15 protein-coding genes are annotated in these 14,298 nt (G+C 68.8%); 7 read left to right on the forward strand and 8 right to left on the reverse strand.

Features of this window, described 5'->3' with window-relative positions; all coding sequences use genetic code 11:
* Position 1 precedes the first annotated feature (1 nt).
* The gene (locus RXV79_RS00600; protein WP_316701345.1) at positions 2-400 is read right to left on the reverse strand and encodes a DUF3037 domain-containing protein; all 399 of its coding nucleotides are present in this window, start codon (positions 398-400) and stop codon (positions 2-4) included.
* Complete coding sequence (locus tag RXV79_RS00605) at positions 378-1,163, reverse strand: HipA family kinase (RefSeq protein ID WP_316701347.1); 786 nt, start codon at positions 1,161-1,163, stop codon at positions 378-380. The genes RXV79_RS00600 and RXV79_RS00605 overlap by 23 nt, the downstream gene beginning before the upstream one ends.
* Positions 1,164-1,229: 66 nt before the next feature.
* Between RXV79_RS00605 and RXV79_RS00610 the strand changes: the two genes are divergently transcribed.
* On the forward strand, positions 1,230-1,787 hold the full coding sequence (locus RXV79_RS00610) for a GAF domain-containing protein (protein WP_316701349.1): 558 nt from the start codon (positions 1,230-1,232) through the stop codon (positions 1,785-1,787).
* Here the strand turns inward: RXV79_RS00610 and RXV79_RS00615 are convergent.
* Positions 1,784-1,993: an oxidoreductase-like domain-containing protein gene (locus tag RXV79_RS00615; protein ID WP_316701350.1), complete on the reverse strand. Its 210-nt coding sequence runs from the start codon at positions 1,991-1,993 to the stop codon at positions 1,784-1,786. The two genes, RXV79_RS00610 and RXV79_RS00615, sit on opposite strands and share 4 nt — an antisense overlap.
* 56 nt (positions 1,994-2,049) lie before the next feature.
* On the opposite strand from RXV79_RS00615, the gene RXV79_RS00620 reads away from it, so the two are divergent.
* Entirely contained in the window at positions 2,050-2,940 is an 891-nt protein-coding gene (locus RXV79_RS00620; RefSeq protein ID WP_316701351.1) for an alpha/beta fold hydrolase, read from the forward strand.
* Between the two features lie 11 nt (positions 2,941-2,951).
* On the opposite strand, the gene RXV79_RS00625 is transcribed toward RXV79_RS00620, so the two are convergent.
* The 3 genes from RXV79_RS00625 to RXV79_RS00635 form a co-directional block, all read right to left on the reverse strand.
* Positions 2,952-4,109 carry an ABC transporter substrate-binding protein gene (locus RXV79_RS00625; protein ID WP_316701352.1) on the reverse strand — a complete coding sequence of 386 codons (1,158 nt, stop codon included), beginning with the start codon at positions 4,107-4,109 and terminating at the stop codon, positions 2,952-2,954.
* Between the two features lie 83 nt (positions 4,110-4,192).
* On the reverse strand, positions 4,193-5,353 hold the full coding sequence (locus RXV79_RS00630; RefSeq protein WP_316701354.1) for an ABC transporter substrate-binding protein: 1,161 nt from the start codon (positions 5,351-5,353) through the stop codon (positions 4,193-4,195).
* 259 nt (positions 5,354-5,612) lie between these two features.
* Positions 5,613-6,062, reverse strand: a complete 450-nt coding sequence (locus tag RXV79_RS00635; protein WP_316701355.1) for an META domain-containing protein — start codon at positions 6,060-6,062, stop codon at positions 5,613-5,615.
* Between the two features lie 151 nt (positions 6,063-6,213).
* Here RXV79_RS00635 and RXV79_RS00640 point away from each other — a divergent pair, with 151 nt between their 5' ends.
* Together RXV79_RS00640 and RXV79_RS00645 are read left to right on the forward strand one after the other, a co-directional pair.
* On the forward strand, positions 6,214-7,839 hold the full coding sequence (locus tag RXV79_RS00640) for an FMN-binding glutamate synthase family protein (protein ID WP_316701356.1): 1,626 nt from the start codon (positions 6,214-6,216) through the stop codon (positions 7,837-7,839).
* A 146-nt stretch (positions 7,840-7,985) separates the two neighbouring features.
* The gene (locus tag RXV79_RS00645) at positions 7,986-8,633 is read left to right on the forward strand and encodes a LuxR C-terminal-related transcriptional regulator (protein WP_316701357.1); all 648 of its coding nucleotides are present in this window, start codon (positions 7,986-7,988) and stop codon (positions 8,631-8,633) included.
* Between the two features lie 71 nt (positions 8,634-8,704).
* Here the strand turns inward: RXV79_RS00645 and RXV79_RS00650 are convergent, their stop codons facing one another.
* Together RXV79_RS00650 and RXV79_RS00655 are read right to left on the reverse strand one after the other, a co-directional pair.
* Entirely contained in the window at positions 8,705-9,322 is a 618-nt protein-coding gene (locus tag RXV79_RS00650) for a glutathione S-transferase C-terminal domain-containing protein (RefSeq protein ID WP_316701358.1), read from the reverse strand.
* Positions 9,323-9,363: 41 nt separating this feature from the next.
* Entirely contained in the window at positions 9,364-10,641 is a 1,278-nt protein-coding gene (locus tag RXV79_RS00655) for an amidohydrolase family protein (RefSeq protein ID WP_316701359.1), read from the reverse strand.
* Between the two features lie 73 nt (positions 10,642-10,714).
* Here RXV79_RS00655 and RXV79_RS00660 point away from each other — a divergent pair, with 73 nt between their 5' ends.
* The 3 genes from RXV79_RS00660 to RXV79_RS00670 all read left to right on the forward strand — a co-directional run bounded on the left by RXV79_RS00660 (position 10,715) and on the right by RXV79_RS00670 (position 14,298).
* Positions 10,715-11,701 (forward strand): Bug family tripartite tricarboxylate transporter substrate binding protein, encoded by a 987-nt coding sequence (locus RXV79_RS00660; protein ID WP_316701361.1) that lies wholly within the window; start codon positions 10,715-10,717, stop codon positions 11,699-11,701.
* A gap of 96 nt (positions 11,702-11,797) precedes the next feature.
* Positions 11,798-12,037, forward strand: coding sequence for a F0F1 ATP synthase subunit C (atpE, locus tag RXV79_RS00665; RefSeq protein ID WP_201808033.1), 240 nt, complete (start codon positions 11,798-11,800; stop codon positions 12,035-12,037).
* 71 nt (positions 12,038-12,108) lie between these two features.
* Positions 12,109-14,298, forward strand: coding sequence for an acyl-CoA dehydrogenase (locus RXV79_RS00670; protein ID WP_316701363.1), 2,190 nt, complete (start codon positions 12,109-12,111; stop codon positions 14,296-14,298).

Consider the following 14,298-nt stretch of genomic DNA (forward strand, 5'->3'; position numbering starts at 1 on the left):
TTCAGCCCGCGGGTGCGACCCGCACCATGCGCGCGATCAGTTTCTCGAGCGCAAGGTCGAGATCCTCGCAACGGCCGGTGTGCACCGGCGAGGTCTGGATCACCGTGCTGCGCGGCGCCACCAGCCAGTCGAAACGCTCGCGCGCCGACAGGTGGCGCAACGCCCCGGCCGCGTCACCACCGGCGCAGATGTCGGGGATGGCGCGCAGCGTCGCGCGCACCGGCACGAGGTCGAGCCCGGGCGCCAGCGCCAGCACCCGCGCTTCGTCGAGTTCGATCTGCGCCTTCAGGAAGTTCGCGCGCTTGCACGACACGATGGCGCCAACGTTGACGAACTCGCCGCGCTCCACGCGCGGCACCACGCGCACGATGGCGTAGTCATACGTGTGCAGCGTGGGCACGGGCGGCCTCCTCCATGAAGGCGCGCGGTGCCTGCAGCCGGCGATTGAAGTAGTCGACATAGGCGCGGCGCTGGGCGTCGGGGCCCGAGAAGAACGGGTCGGGCAGCAACCAGGGCTCGGGGATCAGCGCCACGATCTCGGCGATGCGCTCGGGTGTGAGGGCTGCCGTCATCGCGGCATCGACCTCGTGCAAGCGATTGGCGAAGGGCAGCAGCACGTGGTCCTTGATCGGCACGAAGGGCTTCACCGCGCGTTGCAGGAAGTCGTCCCAGCTGTGGTGGAAGTAGAGCGCCGCGCCGTGGTCGATGAGCCAGAGGCCGCGGTGCCACAGCAGCAGGTTGGCGTTGCGCGGCGTGCGATCGATGTTGGTGATGAGGGCATCGAACCACACGATGCGCGAGGCCAGCTCGCCATCGGGCCGCTCGGCCAGCGGGTCGAAGGTCATCGAGCCAGGCAGGTAGTCGAGCGCGAGGTTGAGACCGCCGCTCGCGCGGATCAGGTCCTGGATCTCCGGGTCGGGCTCGGTGCGGGCCAGTTCGGCATCGAGCTCCATCAGCACGATCTCGGGTACCGGCAGGCCGAGCGTGCGGGCCAGCTCGCCGGCCACGAGTTCGGCAATCAGTGCCTTCGGCCCCTGCCCCGCGCCGCGGAACTTGAGCACGTAGAGCCCGTCGTCGTCGGCCTCGACGATGGCCGGCAGCGAGCCGCCTTCGCGCAGTGGCGTGAGGTAGCGGGTGGCGTGGACGGTGCGCAATGCGGCCATGCGCGGCATTGTCCCCTGAAGGGCTGGGGCTTCGCAGCGTGCGCGGAGTCGTGGCAACCTTGCGGCATGCCCGACGCTTCCGACCTCGATTCCCTCTTCGTCAAAGTCTCCGAACTGCTGGTCGCCACCGCCGACACCGCCGATGCCGACATCGACCGCGCGGTGCCCGAGGTGCTGCACTCGCTGCGCGAGAAGCTGGGCATGGACGTGGTCTTCGTCTCCGAGTTCGTCGACGGCGAGCGGGTGATGCGCTTCGTCGACAAGGCGGCGGTGGCGCCGCCGGTGCACGTGGGCGACAGCGGCGAGCTGGAGTCGAGCTACTGCCAGCGTGTGGTCGACGGGCGCCTGCCCGAGCTGGTGCATGACGCGACCAGGTGGCCCGACCTGCCGCCCACACCCTTCCGCGTGGGTGCGCACCTGAGCACGCCCATCGTGCTGCCCGACGGCAAGACCTACGGCACGCTGTGCTGCTTCAGCAGTGCGGCCAACGAGCACCTGCGCCGCAAGGACGTCGACACCCTGCGCATGTGCGCCCAGCTCGTGGCCCGCAAGATCGACAGCGCCGACCGGCGCCGTGTGCCCGAGTGGACGCTCGCGCCGGTGGAGTCGCCGAAGAAGCGTTAAGGCGCGAGCCGCAGCAGCGCTTCTTCGCGCCAGTAGTCGACCGCGGCGTACCAGCCCTCCCACACGCAGCCGTTGCAGCCGCGCCCGCAGCAGGTGGTGGGCTCGGGCGGCGGGGCGCGCAGCACCACGCCGACGGCAAGTGCGCGTTGCTGCAAATCGCTGAACAAGGCCCTTGCGTCGGCCACGCTGGTGATCGGGGTCCACATGAAGGCCGCGAGGATAGCCGGCCCGTGACAAGATCGCAGCCCCGGAGGTGAGCACGATGGCATGGTTCGACGGATTCGAGGCGAAGCGGTACGAGGTCAACGGCCAGCAGATCTTTGCCCGCACTGGCGGCCGTGCCGACGGGCCGCCGCTGCTGCTCCTGCACGGCTTCCCGCAGACGCACGTGATCTGGCACCGCGTGGCGCTGCAGCTGCGTGAGCGCTTCTTCCTCGTGATGCCCGATCTGCGCGGCTATGGCGACTCGTCCAAGCCGCCCGGCGACCCGGAGCATCTCACCTACAGCAAGCGTGCGATGGCGGCCGACATGGTGGCGCTGATGCGCGCCTTCGGCCACGAACGCTTCGGCCTCGTTGGCCACGACCGGGGGGGCCGTGTGGCGCATCGCCTCGCACTCGACCACCGCGACGCGGTGACGAAACTGAGCGTGCTCGACATCGCCCCCACGCTCGACATGTACGACGCGACCGACATGCGCTTCGCGTCGGCGTACTACCACTGGTTCCACCTGATCCAGCCCGCGCCGCTGCCCGAACGCATGATCGGCGGCGATCCGCTCTTCTACCTGCGCTGGAAGCTCGGCGGCTGGGGCAGCGCCGGCATGGGCTACCTGGAGCCCGAGGCGATTGCTGAATACGAACGCTGCTTTGTCGTGCCCGAGAGCATCCACGCGATCTGCGAGGACTACCGCGCCTCGGCCGGCATCGACCTCGAACACGACCGCGCCTCACGCGCGGCCGGCGAGCGCATCGCCTGCGACACGCAGGTGCTGTGGGGCACGCGCGGCGTGGTGCACCGCATGTTCAAGCCCATCGAGCTGTGGCAGGCGCAGTGCAGCGGCCGCGTGAGCGGCGAGGCGCTGCCCAGCGGGCACTTCGTGCCGGAAGAAGCGCCCGCTGAGACGGCGAAGGCGCTGCTCGCGTTCTTTTAGGACCGCAAGGGTCAGGAACGAAGAATGCCGTCCGGCCCGAAGACGCCCAGCTTCACCGCCGTCGTGCCCACGTAGGGCGCGGCGTTGGTGAAGTTGATCGCCACCTCGCCCACCTCGAAATTGCGCAGCCCGGCCAGCGCATTGCGCAGCTTCTCTCGCGTCACATCGCGGCCGGCGCGGCGCAGCGCTTCGGCGATCACCTGCGCGTTGATCCAGCTCTCGAGGCCGAGGCCCGTCGTGGTGAGGCCGGCGGCCTCCATCGACGCATGGAAGTTGCGCACCACGGCGAACTTCATCACCTGCGCGCTCGGGAACACCGAGGCCATCGCCAGGCCCTGCAGGTGCTTGCCCAGCCGCTTGGTGTCGGTGAAGGTGACCGACAAGCCGATCACCGGCAGCCCGGCCGCCTTCTCGCGCAGCGAGAGGATGAGATCGGTGGTGCCGGTGCCGGTGGTGCCGAGGAACACCGCACCGGCCTTGCTGTCGACGATCTGCTGCGCCGCCTCGGCGTGGTTCTTGCCGTCCACCGCGAGGGCGATCGAGGCCACGGCCTTGAGCTTCTGCTCGGCCAGCACACGCTGCGTGTTGGCGAGCACCTCCTTGCCGAAGGGGTTGTCGAGGTAGACGACCGCGATGTCCTGCAGGCCCATCTGCACCAGCTGCTGCACCATGCGGGTGACTTCGTCGGTGTAGCTCGGGCGGATGTGGAAGGTGTTCTTGTACTCGGGCTTGCGCAGCGAGGCCGCGCCGGTGATGGGGCCCAGCACCGGGATGCCGGCCTTCTCGGTCATCGGCAGGATGGCGCCGTTGTTGGGCGTGCCGATCAGCGACATGAACGCGAGCGCGCTGCCGTCGTCGATCATCTTCTTGACGTTCTCGACCGTGCGCGGAGCCTGGTAGCCATCGTCCTTGCTGACGATCTTGAGCTCGCGGCCGTTCACGCCGCCCGCCTTGTTGATCTGCGCGAAGGCGGCCTGGATGGCCTTGATGTGGTCCTGCCCGGCGTTGCCCAGCGGGCCGCTGAGTGCCGTGGAGTTGCCGATGGTGATCGACTTCGCGGTCACGCCGTCTTCGGCGGCCCAGCTCGGCACGACCCAGCCGGCAGCGCCCAGTGCGGCGGCTCCGTGGCTGGCACGGGTTAGGAAATGGCGTCGGTTCAGACGGTTCATGAAGGCTGTCTCCTGGTATGTAGTTGTGGATCGATGTTCACAGACGCACCCAAACCGACGGTATCCGTTCAAACGTGATCAGTTCAAACGCGGAGCGTCAGGTCGGGGCCCATCACGCCCAGCTTCACCGGCAGGGTGCCCACGTAGGGCGCGGCGGCGCTGAAGTTGATGACGAGTTCGCCCACCTCGAAGCCGCGGATGCCGGCCAGCGAGGCACGCAGCTTGTCGCGGTTGAGGTCGCGCCCGGCGCGCCTCACACCTTCGATCAGCACGCGGGCGTTGATCCAGCTTTCCACGGCCGAGCCGGTGGGCGCTTCGAACTTCATCGCGTCCATGTCGGCCTGGTGTTCGCGGATGAGCGCGAATTTCTTGCTCTTGAAGCTCGGGAACACCGAGGCCATCGCCAGGCCGAGGGCGCGGTCCTTGCCGAGGCGCGGCAGGTCGGTGTAAGTGACCGACAGGCCCACGATCGGGATCGAGCCCATCGCACCGCGCAGCGCGATCACGAAATCGGTCACGCCCGCGCCGGTGGTGGCGAGGAACACGGCACCGGCACGCGAATCTTCCACGCGCTGCGCCACCTCGGCGGCGTTCTTGCCGTCGAAGGCCAGGGCGAATTCGCCCGAGGCGGTGAGCTTGGCGGCGGCGAGCGCGGCCTTGCCCTGCGCCAGCACTTCCTTGCCGAAGGGGTTGTCGAGGTAGACGAAGGCGATGTTCGACAGGCCCATCTTCACCAGCTGCTCGACCATGCGCGTCACTTCCTCGCCGTAGCTCGGCCGGATGTGGAACACGTTGCGCAGCTGCGGGTTGCGCAGCGCGCCGGAGCCGGTGATCGGGCCCACGAGCGGCAGGCCGGCCTTCTCGATGATGGGCAGCAGCGCGGCGGTGTTGGGCGTGCCCACTTGCGAGACGAGCGCCATCACCGAGTTCTCGGCCACCATCTGCTTCACGTTCTCGGCCGACTTCGCCGGCACGTAGGCATCGTCCATCGTGATCAGGCGCAGCTCGCGGCCATGCACACCGCCGGCGCGGTTGACGGCAGCGAAGGCGGCCTGGATGCCCATCACGTGCTCCTTGCCCGAAGCGCCCAGCGGGCCGGTCAGCGGCAGCGAGCTACCGAAGGTGATGTGCTTGGAAGACATGGCTTCCACCGCGGCCTGTGAATTCGGCAGCCAGGCGGCCACGCCGAGGGCGGTGGCGGTCTGGGCGGAGCGGCTGAGGAAGAGGCGGCGATTCATCGTCATGGCGTACATCGGAGAAGTTGGAAAGGAACCGGGGCGTGTGTCGGGCCGTGCTCAGACTTGAGGAGCGTTACGACCCATTACGCTTTTGCTGGTCGGCAGGCTAGTGAGCGAGGCTTCCCAAGCCCCGTCACCTGCGTGACACCGCGCGAATTCCATGGCGAGAGTGCGTCTCCGTTCACGGTCGTTTGGCACGACTTGCTAAGCACGACCGTGCGAAAACAACGCTTGGCGTGCCGAAACGGGTGCGGTGTCGTTCGCATCAGCGGGTGGGCGAAGCGAGGAAGGTGAGCTTGACCACGTCGCCCTGCAGAAGGCTCAGCTGTCGGCCTTCGATGCGGTAGCTGTCGATGCTGGCGAGCGTCTGCAGGAAGCGCGCTTCCTGTTGCATGAGCTCGGGCTCGCAGGCCATGCGGGTGGTGGCCAGGGGCTTGAGCGCGAGCGAGGTGCCGCGCTGGATGTAGCGGCCCTGCAGCGTGTTGCAGCCGGCGAAGCCGCTCAAGTGCTGCGAGGCCGCGCGCAGCGACAGCTGCACCTTGCCCCGCTTGCTGCTGACGGCGGCGGGTGTGCCGTCGATGGTCTGCAAGGCCCAGCGGGTGTCGCGCAGCGGCGTGTTGGTGGACGGGGCCGAGGCCGGCGCCGCCCACAGCAGCGGCGTGAGACAGGTGGCGCCGCACAGCAGTGCGAGGCGAGAGAGCAGGAAAGCAGGCATGCAGGTTCGCTGGTCGAGGGACCGGGCGAGCATACGGAGGCAGAAGGGCAGTGTCCATGCCGCTTTTCGCGCAACCCTGCACGCGCGGGCGCGCATACCATCGCGCGACGACGCGCCCGCCGACGAGGGCCGCGAGGGAAACGAGGGAACCATGCACGCCTGGCTGGACAAGCTCAACCTGTACTTCCCGGTCCGCTACAGCGCCTGGCTGCTGTGTGCGATGGGCCTCCTGCTCAGCGCCTTCACCTGGGTGGGCTTCGGCACCAGCGGCGTGCTGGTGCTCGTGTTCGCGCTCTTGCTGGGCCTCGGCCTGCGCGACGTGCTGCAGACACGCCACTCGGTGCTGCGCAACTACCCGGTGATCGGGCATCTGCGCTTCCTGCTGGAATTCATCCGCCCCGAGATGCGCCAGTACTTCATCGAGAGCGACAACGAGGCCGCGCCCTTCTCGCGCCAGCAGCGCTCGCTCGTCTACCAGCGCTCCAAGGGCGAGCAGGACAAGCGCCCCTTCGGCACGCAGATGGACGTGGGCGCCACCGGCTACGAGTGGATCAACCACTCCCTCGTGCCGAGCGAACTCGCCACCCACGATTTCCGCGTGACCATCGGCGCCGCGCGCGCGCAGCCGTATTCGGCCAGCGTCTTCAACATCTCGGCGATGAGCTTCGGCGCACTGTCGGCCAACGCCATCCTCGCGCTCAACGCCGGCGCGAAGCGCGGCGGTTTCGCGCACGACACCGGCGAGGGCTCGATCAGCGTGCACCACCAGCAGCATGGCGGTGACCTGATCTGGGAGATCGGCTCCGGCTACTTCGGCTGCCGCGACGCGCAGGGTCGCTTCGACCCCGAGCGCTTCCGTGCCAACGCGACGCTGCCGCAGGTGAAGATGATCGAACTCAAGCTGAGCCAGGGTGCCAAGCCCGGCCACGGCGGCGTGCTGCCGGGCCCGAAGGTCACGCTCGAGATCGCGGCCGCACGTGGCGTCACGCCGTGGGTCGATTGCATCTCGCCCGCGAAGCACAGCGCCTTCGACACGCCGATCGAGATGATGCAGTTCATCGACCAGCTGCGCGAGCTGTCGGGCGGCAAGCCCACCGGCTTCAAGCTCTGCATCGGCCACCCCTGGGAATGGTTCGGTCTCGCCAAGGCCATGCTCGAGACCGGCATCACGCCCGACTTCATCGTGATCGACGGGGCCGAGGGCGGCACCGGCGCCGCACCGCTCGAATTCACCGACCACGTGGGCGCGCCGCTGCAGGAAGGGCTCCTGCTCGTGCACAACACGCTCGTGGGCTTGAACCTGCGCGACAAGGTCAAGCTGGGTTGCGCCGGCAAGGTCATCAGCGCCTTCGACATCGCCCGCATGATGGCGCTCGGTGCCGACTGGTGCAATTCGGCGCGCGGCTTCATGTTTGCGCTCGGGTGCATTCAGGCGCAGGCCTGCCACACCGGCCAGTGCCCCACGGGCGTGAGCACGCAAGACCCGCAGCGCCAGCGTGCGCTCGTCGTGCCGCCAAAGGCGGAGCGGGTATTCCAGTACCACCAGAGCACGCTCAAGGCACTGAAGGAACTGGTGCAGGCGGCCGGCCTCGACCACCCTGGTGGCATCACGGCCTCGCACATCGTGCGCCGCTGCAGCGATCACCAGGTGAAGCTGCTCGCCAACCTGCTGTCGTTCGTGCAGCCGGACCAGCTCTTGCATGGCGAGATGCCGCACAACGTCTTCAAGCTCTACTGGCCGATGGCCAGTGCCCACAGTTTTCAAGCGTCGCCATAGGGCCGGGTTCAAGACGCAAACCACCTCCGTAGCAGCTCGCTACAACGCCCCCCCGAACACGGGGATGAACGCGGGTTTGAGGGGATGCACCATGGGTTGGCTGTCACAACAATGCCCTCCACCCTCCTCCTTGCATCCACCCGTTCATGCCGTCCGTCGTCCTGCTCCAGCGTGATCACGAAGCCAGTCCGCGGCTGCGTGCGCTGATCGATGCGACCGAGACGTTCAGGGTGCGCGACGAGGTCCACACGGTCGAGCAGGCCCGGCGTGTGATGCGCCAGGGCAGCCCCGACATCCTCGTCACCGACCTGCGCGTGCAAGACGGCGAGGTCGAGCCGCTGCTCGGTGAACTGCGCCGGCATGCCCACACGCAAGGCCCGCACGTGCTCGTGACCATGGTCTCGCACGACGACGCGCTGCTGCTCGAAGCGCTGCGCGCCGGGGCCGACGGCTACTGGGTGCACACCAAGACGCACGAGGCGCTGATCGGCGCGCTCGAGCAGCTGTGGCGCGGCGAGTCGCCCATCTCGCCGACCATCGCGCGCCAGCTGCTGTCGCACTTCCGCAGGCCCGACACGCGCCGCTACGACACGATGACCGAAGCCCTCGACCCGCTGGTGCTCACCGGTCTGGAGCAGGAGATCCTGCAATGGGTGGCGCAGGGCTATCTCGTTGACGAGATCGCGCAGCAATGGCACGCAAGCGTGCACAGCGTGGCCTGTGGCATCCGCCGCGTGTACAACAAGCTGCAGTTCGAGCAGCGCGCGAGCACCCTGTCGCTTCACGCCGCGTGATTCGCCGGCGCTGAAACGGCAAACGGGCCTCGCGGCCCGTTTCCATTGGTGCTTCCGGTTGCGCTTGCGGTTCAGCCAGCAGGGTGCTTCGTGTCGATGAAGCTCTGGCGCTGCACCAGCTTCGCGTCAAGCTTTTCCAGGTTGGGGTACTGGCTGCGCCAGTCGATGTGTGCAAAGCGGAAGTCGAGGTAGCCAAGCGCGCATCCGACCGCGATGTCGGCCAGGGAAAAATGCGTGCCGCTGCAAAACGCCTTGTCGCCCAGGCCCTGGCTCATCGCGGCCACCGAGGCGTGCACCTTGTCCATCTGCCGACTCACCCACGCGGCGCTGCGTTGCGCTTCGCTGCGGCCGGCCCAGGTCTGCTCCAGCCGGGCCAGGACGGCGGCTTCCATCACGCCGTCGGCCAGCGCTTCCCAGGTGCGCACCTCGGTGCGCTCGCGGCCACGGTCGGGGATCAGCTTGCCCACGGGTGACAGCGTGTCGACGTATTCCACGATCACGCGCGAGTCGAACACCGCTTCGCCACCCTCCATCACCAGACACGGCACCTTGCCGAGCGGGTTGGCCTTCATGATGGTGTCGCGGTTCCAGACGTCTTCGAGTTCGAACTGGTAGTCGAGCCGCTTCTCGGCCATCACGATGCGCACTTTTCGAACGAATGGGCTGTTGAGCGCGCCGATGAGTTTCATTGGTGAGACTTCCCTGTTGTCGAAGGATTCTAGGGGGAGTCTCAACGCGTCAGCGTCCAGTCCACGCTCGCTGGTCGGCCCGCCAACGAGAGGGTCGCGGTGGCGGGCGGCGTCTGCGCGATCACTTGCCCGCGCCGCACCACCGCGAGCCGAGTGGCGCGCACGCGGATGGCTTCGACGGGGCTGCGGGCTTGCAGCAGCACGAAGTCGGCGTGGCAGCCGGGTGCGAGGCCGTAGCCCTCGAGGCCCAGCATGCGTGCGGGATTCACCGTCACCGCATCGAAGCACTGCTTCATCTGCGCTTGCGAGGTCATCTGCGCCACGTGCAGGCCCATGTGTGCCACTTCGAGCATGTCGCCGCTGCCGAGCATGTACCACGGGTCCATCACGCTGTCGTGACCGAAGGCCACGTTGACACCGGCCGCAATCAGCTCGGGCACGCGCATCATTCCGCGGCGCTTGGGGTAGGTGTCATGCCGGCCCTGCAGCACGATGTTGGCGAGCGGGTTGGCGATCGCCTGGATCTGCGCTTCGGCCATCAGCGGGATCAGCTTGCTCGCGTAGTAGTTGTCCATCGAGTGCATCGACGTGAGGTGCGAGCCGGCCACGCGGCCGTGCAGACCGAGTCGCTGCGTGTGGAAGGCGAGTGTCTCGATGTGGCGCGACATCGGGTCGTCGGTCTCGTCGCAGTGCATGTCGACGCGCAGGCCCCGTTCGGCGGCGATCTCGCACAGCAGCCGCACGCTCTCGGCGCCATCGGCCATGGTGCGCTCGAAGTGCGGGATGCCACCCACCACCTCCACGCCCTTGTCGAGCGCACGCTTGAGGTTGTCGACCGCATGCTTCGCGCGCAGCACGCCGTCTTGCGGGAAGGCCACGAGCTGCAGGTCGAGGTAGGGCTTCACCCGCTCCTTCACATGCAGCAGGGCCTCCACGGCGAGCAGCCGGTCGTCGCACACGTCCACATGCGAGCGCACCGCGAGCAGGCCTTTGGCCACCGCCCAGTCGCAGTACTGCAACGCACGCTCGACCAGCGCCTCCTGCGTGAGCAGCGGCTTGAGCTCGCCCCACAACGCAATGCCTTCGAGCAGCGTGCCGCTCTGGTTGATGCGCGGCAGCCCGTGGCTGAGCGTCGCATCCATGTGGAAGTGCGCGTCGACGAAGGGTGGGCTCAGGAGAAAGCCCTGCGCATCGAGCACTTGCGTGCCGGCGGGGACGTTCAACTGCGGGCCGATGGCATCGATGCGGCCCTTGAGCGCCAGCACGTCGACTCCGGTGCGCCCGTCGGGCAGCGTGGCATTGCGAACGAGCAGATCCATGGGGTGGCTCCTGAGAGAGACGAAAACGATTCTGGCTTAGGCTCGGTTCTTCCTCATGCAAGACACGTACCCCATGATCTCGAAGCGACACCTCCTGGCCGCCGCCGCGGCCGCCGCTCTTGCAGCACTCCTCCCGCTCACCCCTGCCATGGCCCAGACCGCCGCCTGGCCGACCAAGCCGGTGCGGCTGGTGGTGGGCTTCCCCGGAGGCTCGTCGCCCGACGTGATGGCGCGCACGCTGTCCGACGCGCTGTCCAAGGCGCTCGGCCAGCCGGTGGTGGTCGACAACCGGCCCGGCGCCTCGGGCAACATCGCCGCCGACCAGGTCGCGAAGGCCACCGACGAGCACACGCTGGGCATCGTGATCAACGGCAACCTCACCGTCGCCAGGCTCATCAACCCCGCCACCCCGTTCGACCCGGCCCGCGACTTCGCGCCGATCTCGCTGCTCGGCACCGCCCCGCTGGTGCTCACCGCCGCGGGCGACGCGAAGGGCAGCACGCCGGCCGAGCTGATCGCGTGGGCCAAATCGCTCGGCGACAAGGGCAACTACGGCACGCCGGGCAACGGTACCGTGGGTCACCTCGGCATGGAGCTGCTCAAGAGCAAGACCGGCATCGGTGCGATGCACGTGCCCTTCCCCGGCAACCCGCAGGTGGTGACGGCCCTGATCGCCGGGCAGGTGCAGCTCTCGCTGCTGCCACCGGGCATCGCGATGCCGCAGGTCAAGGCCGGCAAGCTGAAGGCGGTGGCGGTGACCTCCCCCACGCGCAGCGCACTCGTGCCCGATGTGCCCACGCTGCGCGAGGCGGGCGTGAACGGTACCGACCTCGAGGTCTGGACGGCGCTCGTCGGCCCCGCCTCGCTGCCCAAGCCCGTGGTCGCGCGTGTGGCCGCGGCCGTGGCCGAGGTGATGAAGCAGCCCGACACGCAGGCCCGCCTGCTCACGGCCGGCTGGCAGGCCGTGGGCAGCGCACCCGAAGGCCTGGCCCAGCGCATGAAGGCAGACACGGCCCAGCTCTCCGACATCATCACGAGCCGGAACATCAAGTCTGACTGAAACGTGCGCAGGCCGCCATGACCTCGCAGGTCATGGACGCCACGCACCTTGCGGCGAGACCATCTCCTTGAATTCAACGACGCAAGGAGAAACGACATGGAAGGCATCAACCTCCTCCCCCTCGCCGTGGGCCACATGATCGGCCTCGGCGCCATCGGCTCGTGCCTGGGCGTGGGCGTGATGGCAAGCAAGTACCTCGAAGCCTCGGCACGCCAGCCCGAAATGATGGAGCCGCTGCAAGGCAAGGTCTTCCTGCTGGTGGGTGTGCTCGATGGCGCATTCATCATCGCGACCGGCATCGGCCTCTGGTTCGCCACGGCCAACCCGTTCAAATAAGGCGGCTTCCTACGCCGACCCACGCCATGCGCTGATGCGCCTCACCGGCGAGCCGTCCTAGGCTCGCTCGCATGGGATTGCACCGCCTCATCGGGCGCCTCGCGATGGCGCCGTTTTCCAAGGCCCTGCCCGCGATGGGCGAGACCGAACGCGCGGCCCTCGACGCCGGCACCGTCGGCTTCGAGGGGGACCTCTTTTCGGGCCGGCCCGACTTCGATGCGCTGATGCGCCGCGGCCGGCCGCGCCTCTCCGAGGTCGAGCGCCACTTCATCGAGCACGAGGTGCGCGCCCTCACCGCCATGCTCGACGACCACGCCATCGACGAGGCACGCGACCTGCCCCCCGAGGTGTGGCATTTCCTGCGCAAGCACCGCTTCTTCGGGATGATCATCCCGCGCGAGCACGGTGGCCTCGGTTTCAGCCACACCGCGCACGCCGAGGTGGTGGCAAAGATCGCCACCGTCAACGTGGCCTGCGCGGTGACGGTGATGGTGCCCAACTCGCTCGGCCCCGCCGAGCTGCTGCTGCGCTACGGCACCGACGCGCAGAAGCACCACTACCTGCCGCGCCTGGCCGATGGCCGCGAGCTGCCCTGCTTCGCGCTCACCTCGCCTTACGCGGGGTCGGACGCCGCCTCCATCCCCGACCGCGGCGTGCTCACCGAGCGCGTGATCGACGGCCGCCCGGTGCGCGGTTTCCTCGTGCGCTTCGACAAGCGCTACATCACGCTCGCGCCGGTAGCCACCGTGGTCGGCCTCGCCTTCCAGGCCGTCGACGAGACGCGGCCCGAGGGCGAGCAGGACCTCGGCATCACCTGCGCGCTGCTGCCCGTGCCCACCCCGGGCCTGCAGATTGGCCGCCGCCACCGCCCGATGGACTCGGCCTTCATGAACGGCCCGGTGCGCGGCGAAGACGTCTTCGTACCGATGGACTGGGTGATCGGAGGCGAGGCGCAGGTGGGCCAGGGCTGGCGCATGCTCATGGAGTGCCTGGCCGCAGGCCGGGCGATCTCGCTGCCGGCGCTCGGCGCGGCGATGCAGCAGACCTCGCTCTTCGTCGTCAACGGCTACGGCCAGGTGCGTGAGCAGTTCGGCCTGCCGATCGGGAAGTTCCACGCCATCGCCGGCATCACCGCGGGCATGGCCGCGCGCCTCTATGCCACCGATGCCGCGCGCCGCTACACCGCCGCCGCGCTCGACGCGGGCGAGCGCCCGAGCGTGGCCAGCGCCATCCTGAAGGTGCAGCTCACCGAGGCCGGCCGCCGCGCCGTCACCGACGGCATGGACGTGCTGGGCGGCAAGGGCATCATCGCCGGCCCGAAGAACCTGCTCGGGGTGTCGTACCGCCATGCGCCGATCGCGATCACCGTCGAAGGGGCCAACCTGCTGTCGCGTGCGCTCATCATCTTCGGCCAGGGTGCCACCCGCTGCCACCCGCAGGTGCTGCACGAGATGGCCGCCGTCGAGCGGCACGACGAGGCCGCGCTCGGCCGCGCGCTGCTCGGCCATGCGGGCCACGTGCTGCGCAACCTGTGGCGCAGCGTGGGGCGTGCCCCCTTGCAGGGGCGCGTGCCCGATGCGCTGAAGCCCGAAGCGCGCCGCATCGCGAAGCTCTCCGCGCAGTACGCGCTGAGCGCCGACCTGGCCATGGGCCTGCTCGGTGGCAAGTTGAAGCGCATGGAGCTGCTGTCGGCGCGGCTGGGCGACGTGCTCTCGCACCTCTACCTCGCCGCCGCCTGCGTCTGGCGCTTCGAGACCGAGGCCGACCCGGCGATGCTGCCGCTCGCGCGCGCGGCGATCCGCGAGCAGCTGCACGAAGCGGGCACGCTGTTGCGTGAGCTCTACGCCAACCTGCCCTCGGGCGTGCTGCGGGCGCTGTCGCCGTTGTGGCTGCGCGGCCTCGGGCAGCTCACGCCTCTGCGCGACAAGGAGGCGCTGGCCCTCGCCGAGGCCCTGCGCACGCAACGTGCATTGGTGCGGCGCCTGTGCCCCGACGTGTCGCGCCCCAAGAGCGGTGGCCTGCTCGACCTGATGGACGCGCTCGACGCCGCGCAGGCCGTGGGCGACGAGGTCGACGACCTCAACCGCGCCTTGCGCCGCACCGACTCACTGGAATCGGTCGCACGCCGCTCGAAGCGCCCGGCCGCGTCGCTGGCCTATCTGCGTGCCGCCGAGCGGGTGATCGCGGTCGACGACGTGGAAGGCACAGCGAGCGCGGCACGGCCGCGGCTGCTGCGCTGGATCCTCGGGCGCGGCGGCTGA

The organism is Piscinibacter gummiphilus, assembly GCF_032681285.1.
In the GTDB taxonomy this organism is placed as follows: Bacteria; Pseudomonadota; Gammaproteobacteria; order Burkholderiales; family Burkholderiaceae_C; genus Rhizobacter; species Rhizobacter gummiphilus_A.

What these genes read in the sequence shown, in the direction of transcription:
- RXV79_RS00640 (WP_316701356.1), top strand. Translation starts at nt 6,214, where the DNA reads ATGCACGCCTGGCTGGACAAGCTCAACCTGTACTTCCCGGTCCGCTAC.
- RXV79_RS00610 (WP_316701349.1), top strand. Translation starts at nt 1,230, where the DNA reads ATGCCCGACGCTTCCGACCTCGATTCCCTCTTCGTCAAAGTCTCCGAA.
- RXV79_RS00620 (WP_316701351.1), top strand. Translation starts at nt 2,050, where the DNA reads ATGGCATGGTTCGACGGATTCGAGGCGAAGCGGTACGAGGTCAACGGC.
- RXV79_RS00670 (WP_316701363.1), top strand. Translation starts at nt 12,109, where the DNA reads ATGGGATTGCACCGCCTCATCGGGCGCCTCGCGATGGCGCCGTTTTCC.
- RXV79_RS00655 (WP_316701359.1), bottom strand. Translation starts at nt 10,641, where the DNA reads ATGGATCTGCTCGTTCGCAATGCCACGCTGCCCGACGGGCGCACCGGA.
- RXV79_RS00615 (WP_316701350.1), bottom strand. Translation starts at nt 1,993, where the DNA reads ATGTGGACCCCGATCACCAGCGTGGCCGACGCAAGGGCCTTGTTCAGC.
- RXV79_RS00625 (WP_316701352.1), bottom strand. Translation starts at nt 4,109, where the DNA reads ATGAACCGTCTGAACCGACGCCATTTCCTAACCCGTGCCAGCCACGGA.
- RXV79_RS00630 (WP_316701354.1), bottom strand. Translation starts at nt 5,353, where the DNA reads ATGACGATGAATCGCCGCCTCTTCCTCAGCCGCTCCGCCCAGACCGCC.
- RXV79_RS00660 (WP_316701361.1), top strand. Translation starts at nt 10,715, where the DNA reads ATGATCTCGAAGCGACACCTCCTGGCCGCCGCCGCGGCCGCCGCTCTT.
- RXV79_RS00645 (WP_316701357.1), top strand. Translation starts at nt 7,986, where the DNA reads ATGCCGTCCGTCGTCCTGCTCCAGCGTGATCACGAAGCCAGTCCGCGG.
- RXV79_RS00605 (WP_316701347.1), bottom strand. Translation starts at nt 1,163, where the DNA reads ATGGCCGCATTGCGCACCGTCCACGCCACCCGCTACCTCACGCCACTG.
- atpE (WP_201808033.1), top strand. Translation starts at nt 11,798, where the DNA reads ATGGAAGGCATCAACCTCCTCCCCCTCGCCGTGGGCCACATGATCGGC.
- RXV79_RS00650 (WP_316701358.1), bottom strand. Translation starts at nt 9,322, where the DNA reads ATGAAACTCATCGGCGCGCTCAACAGCCCATTCGTTCGAAAAGTGCGC.
- RXV79_RS00635 (WP_316701355.1), bottom strand. Translation starts at nt 6,062, where the DNA reads ATGCCTGCTTTCCTGCTCTCTCGCCTCGCACTGCTGTGCGGCGCCACC.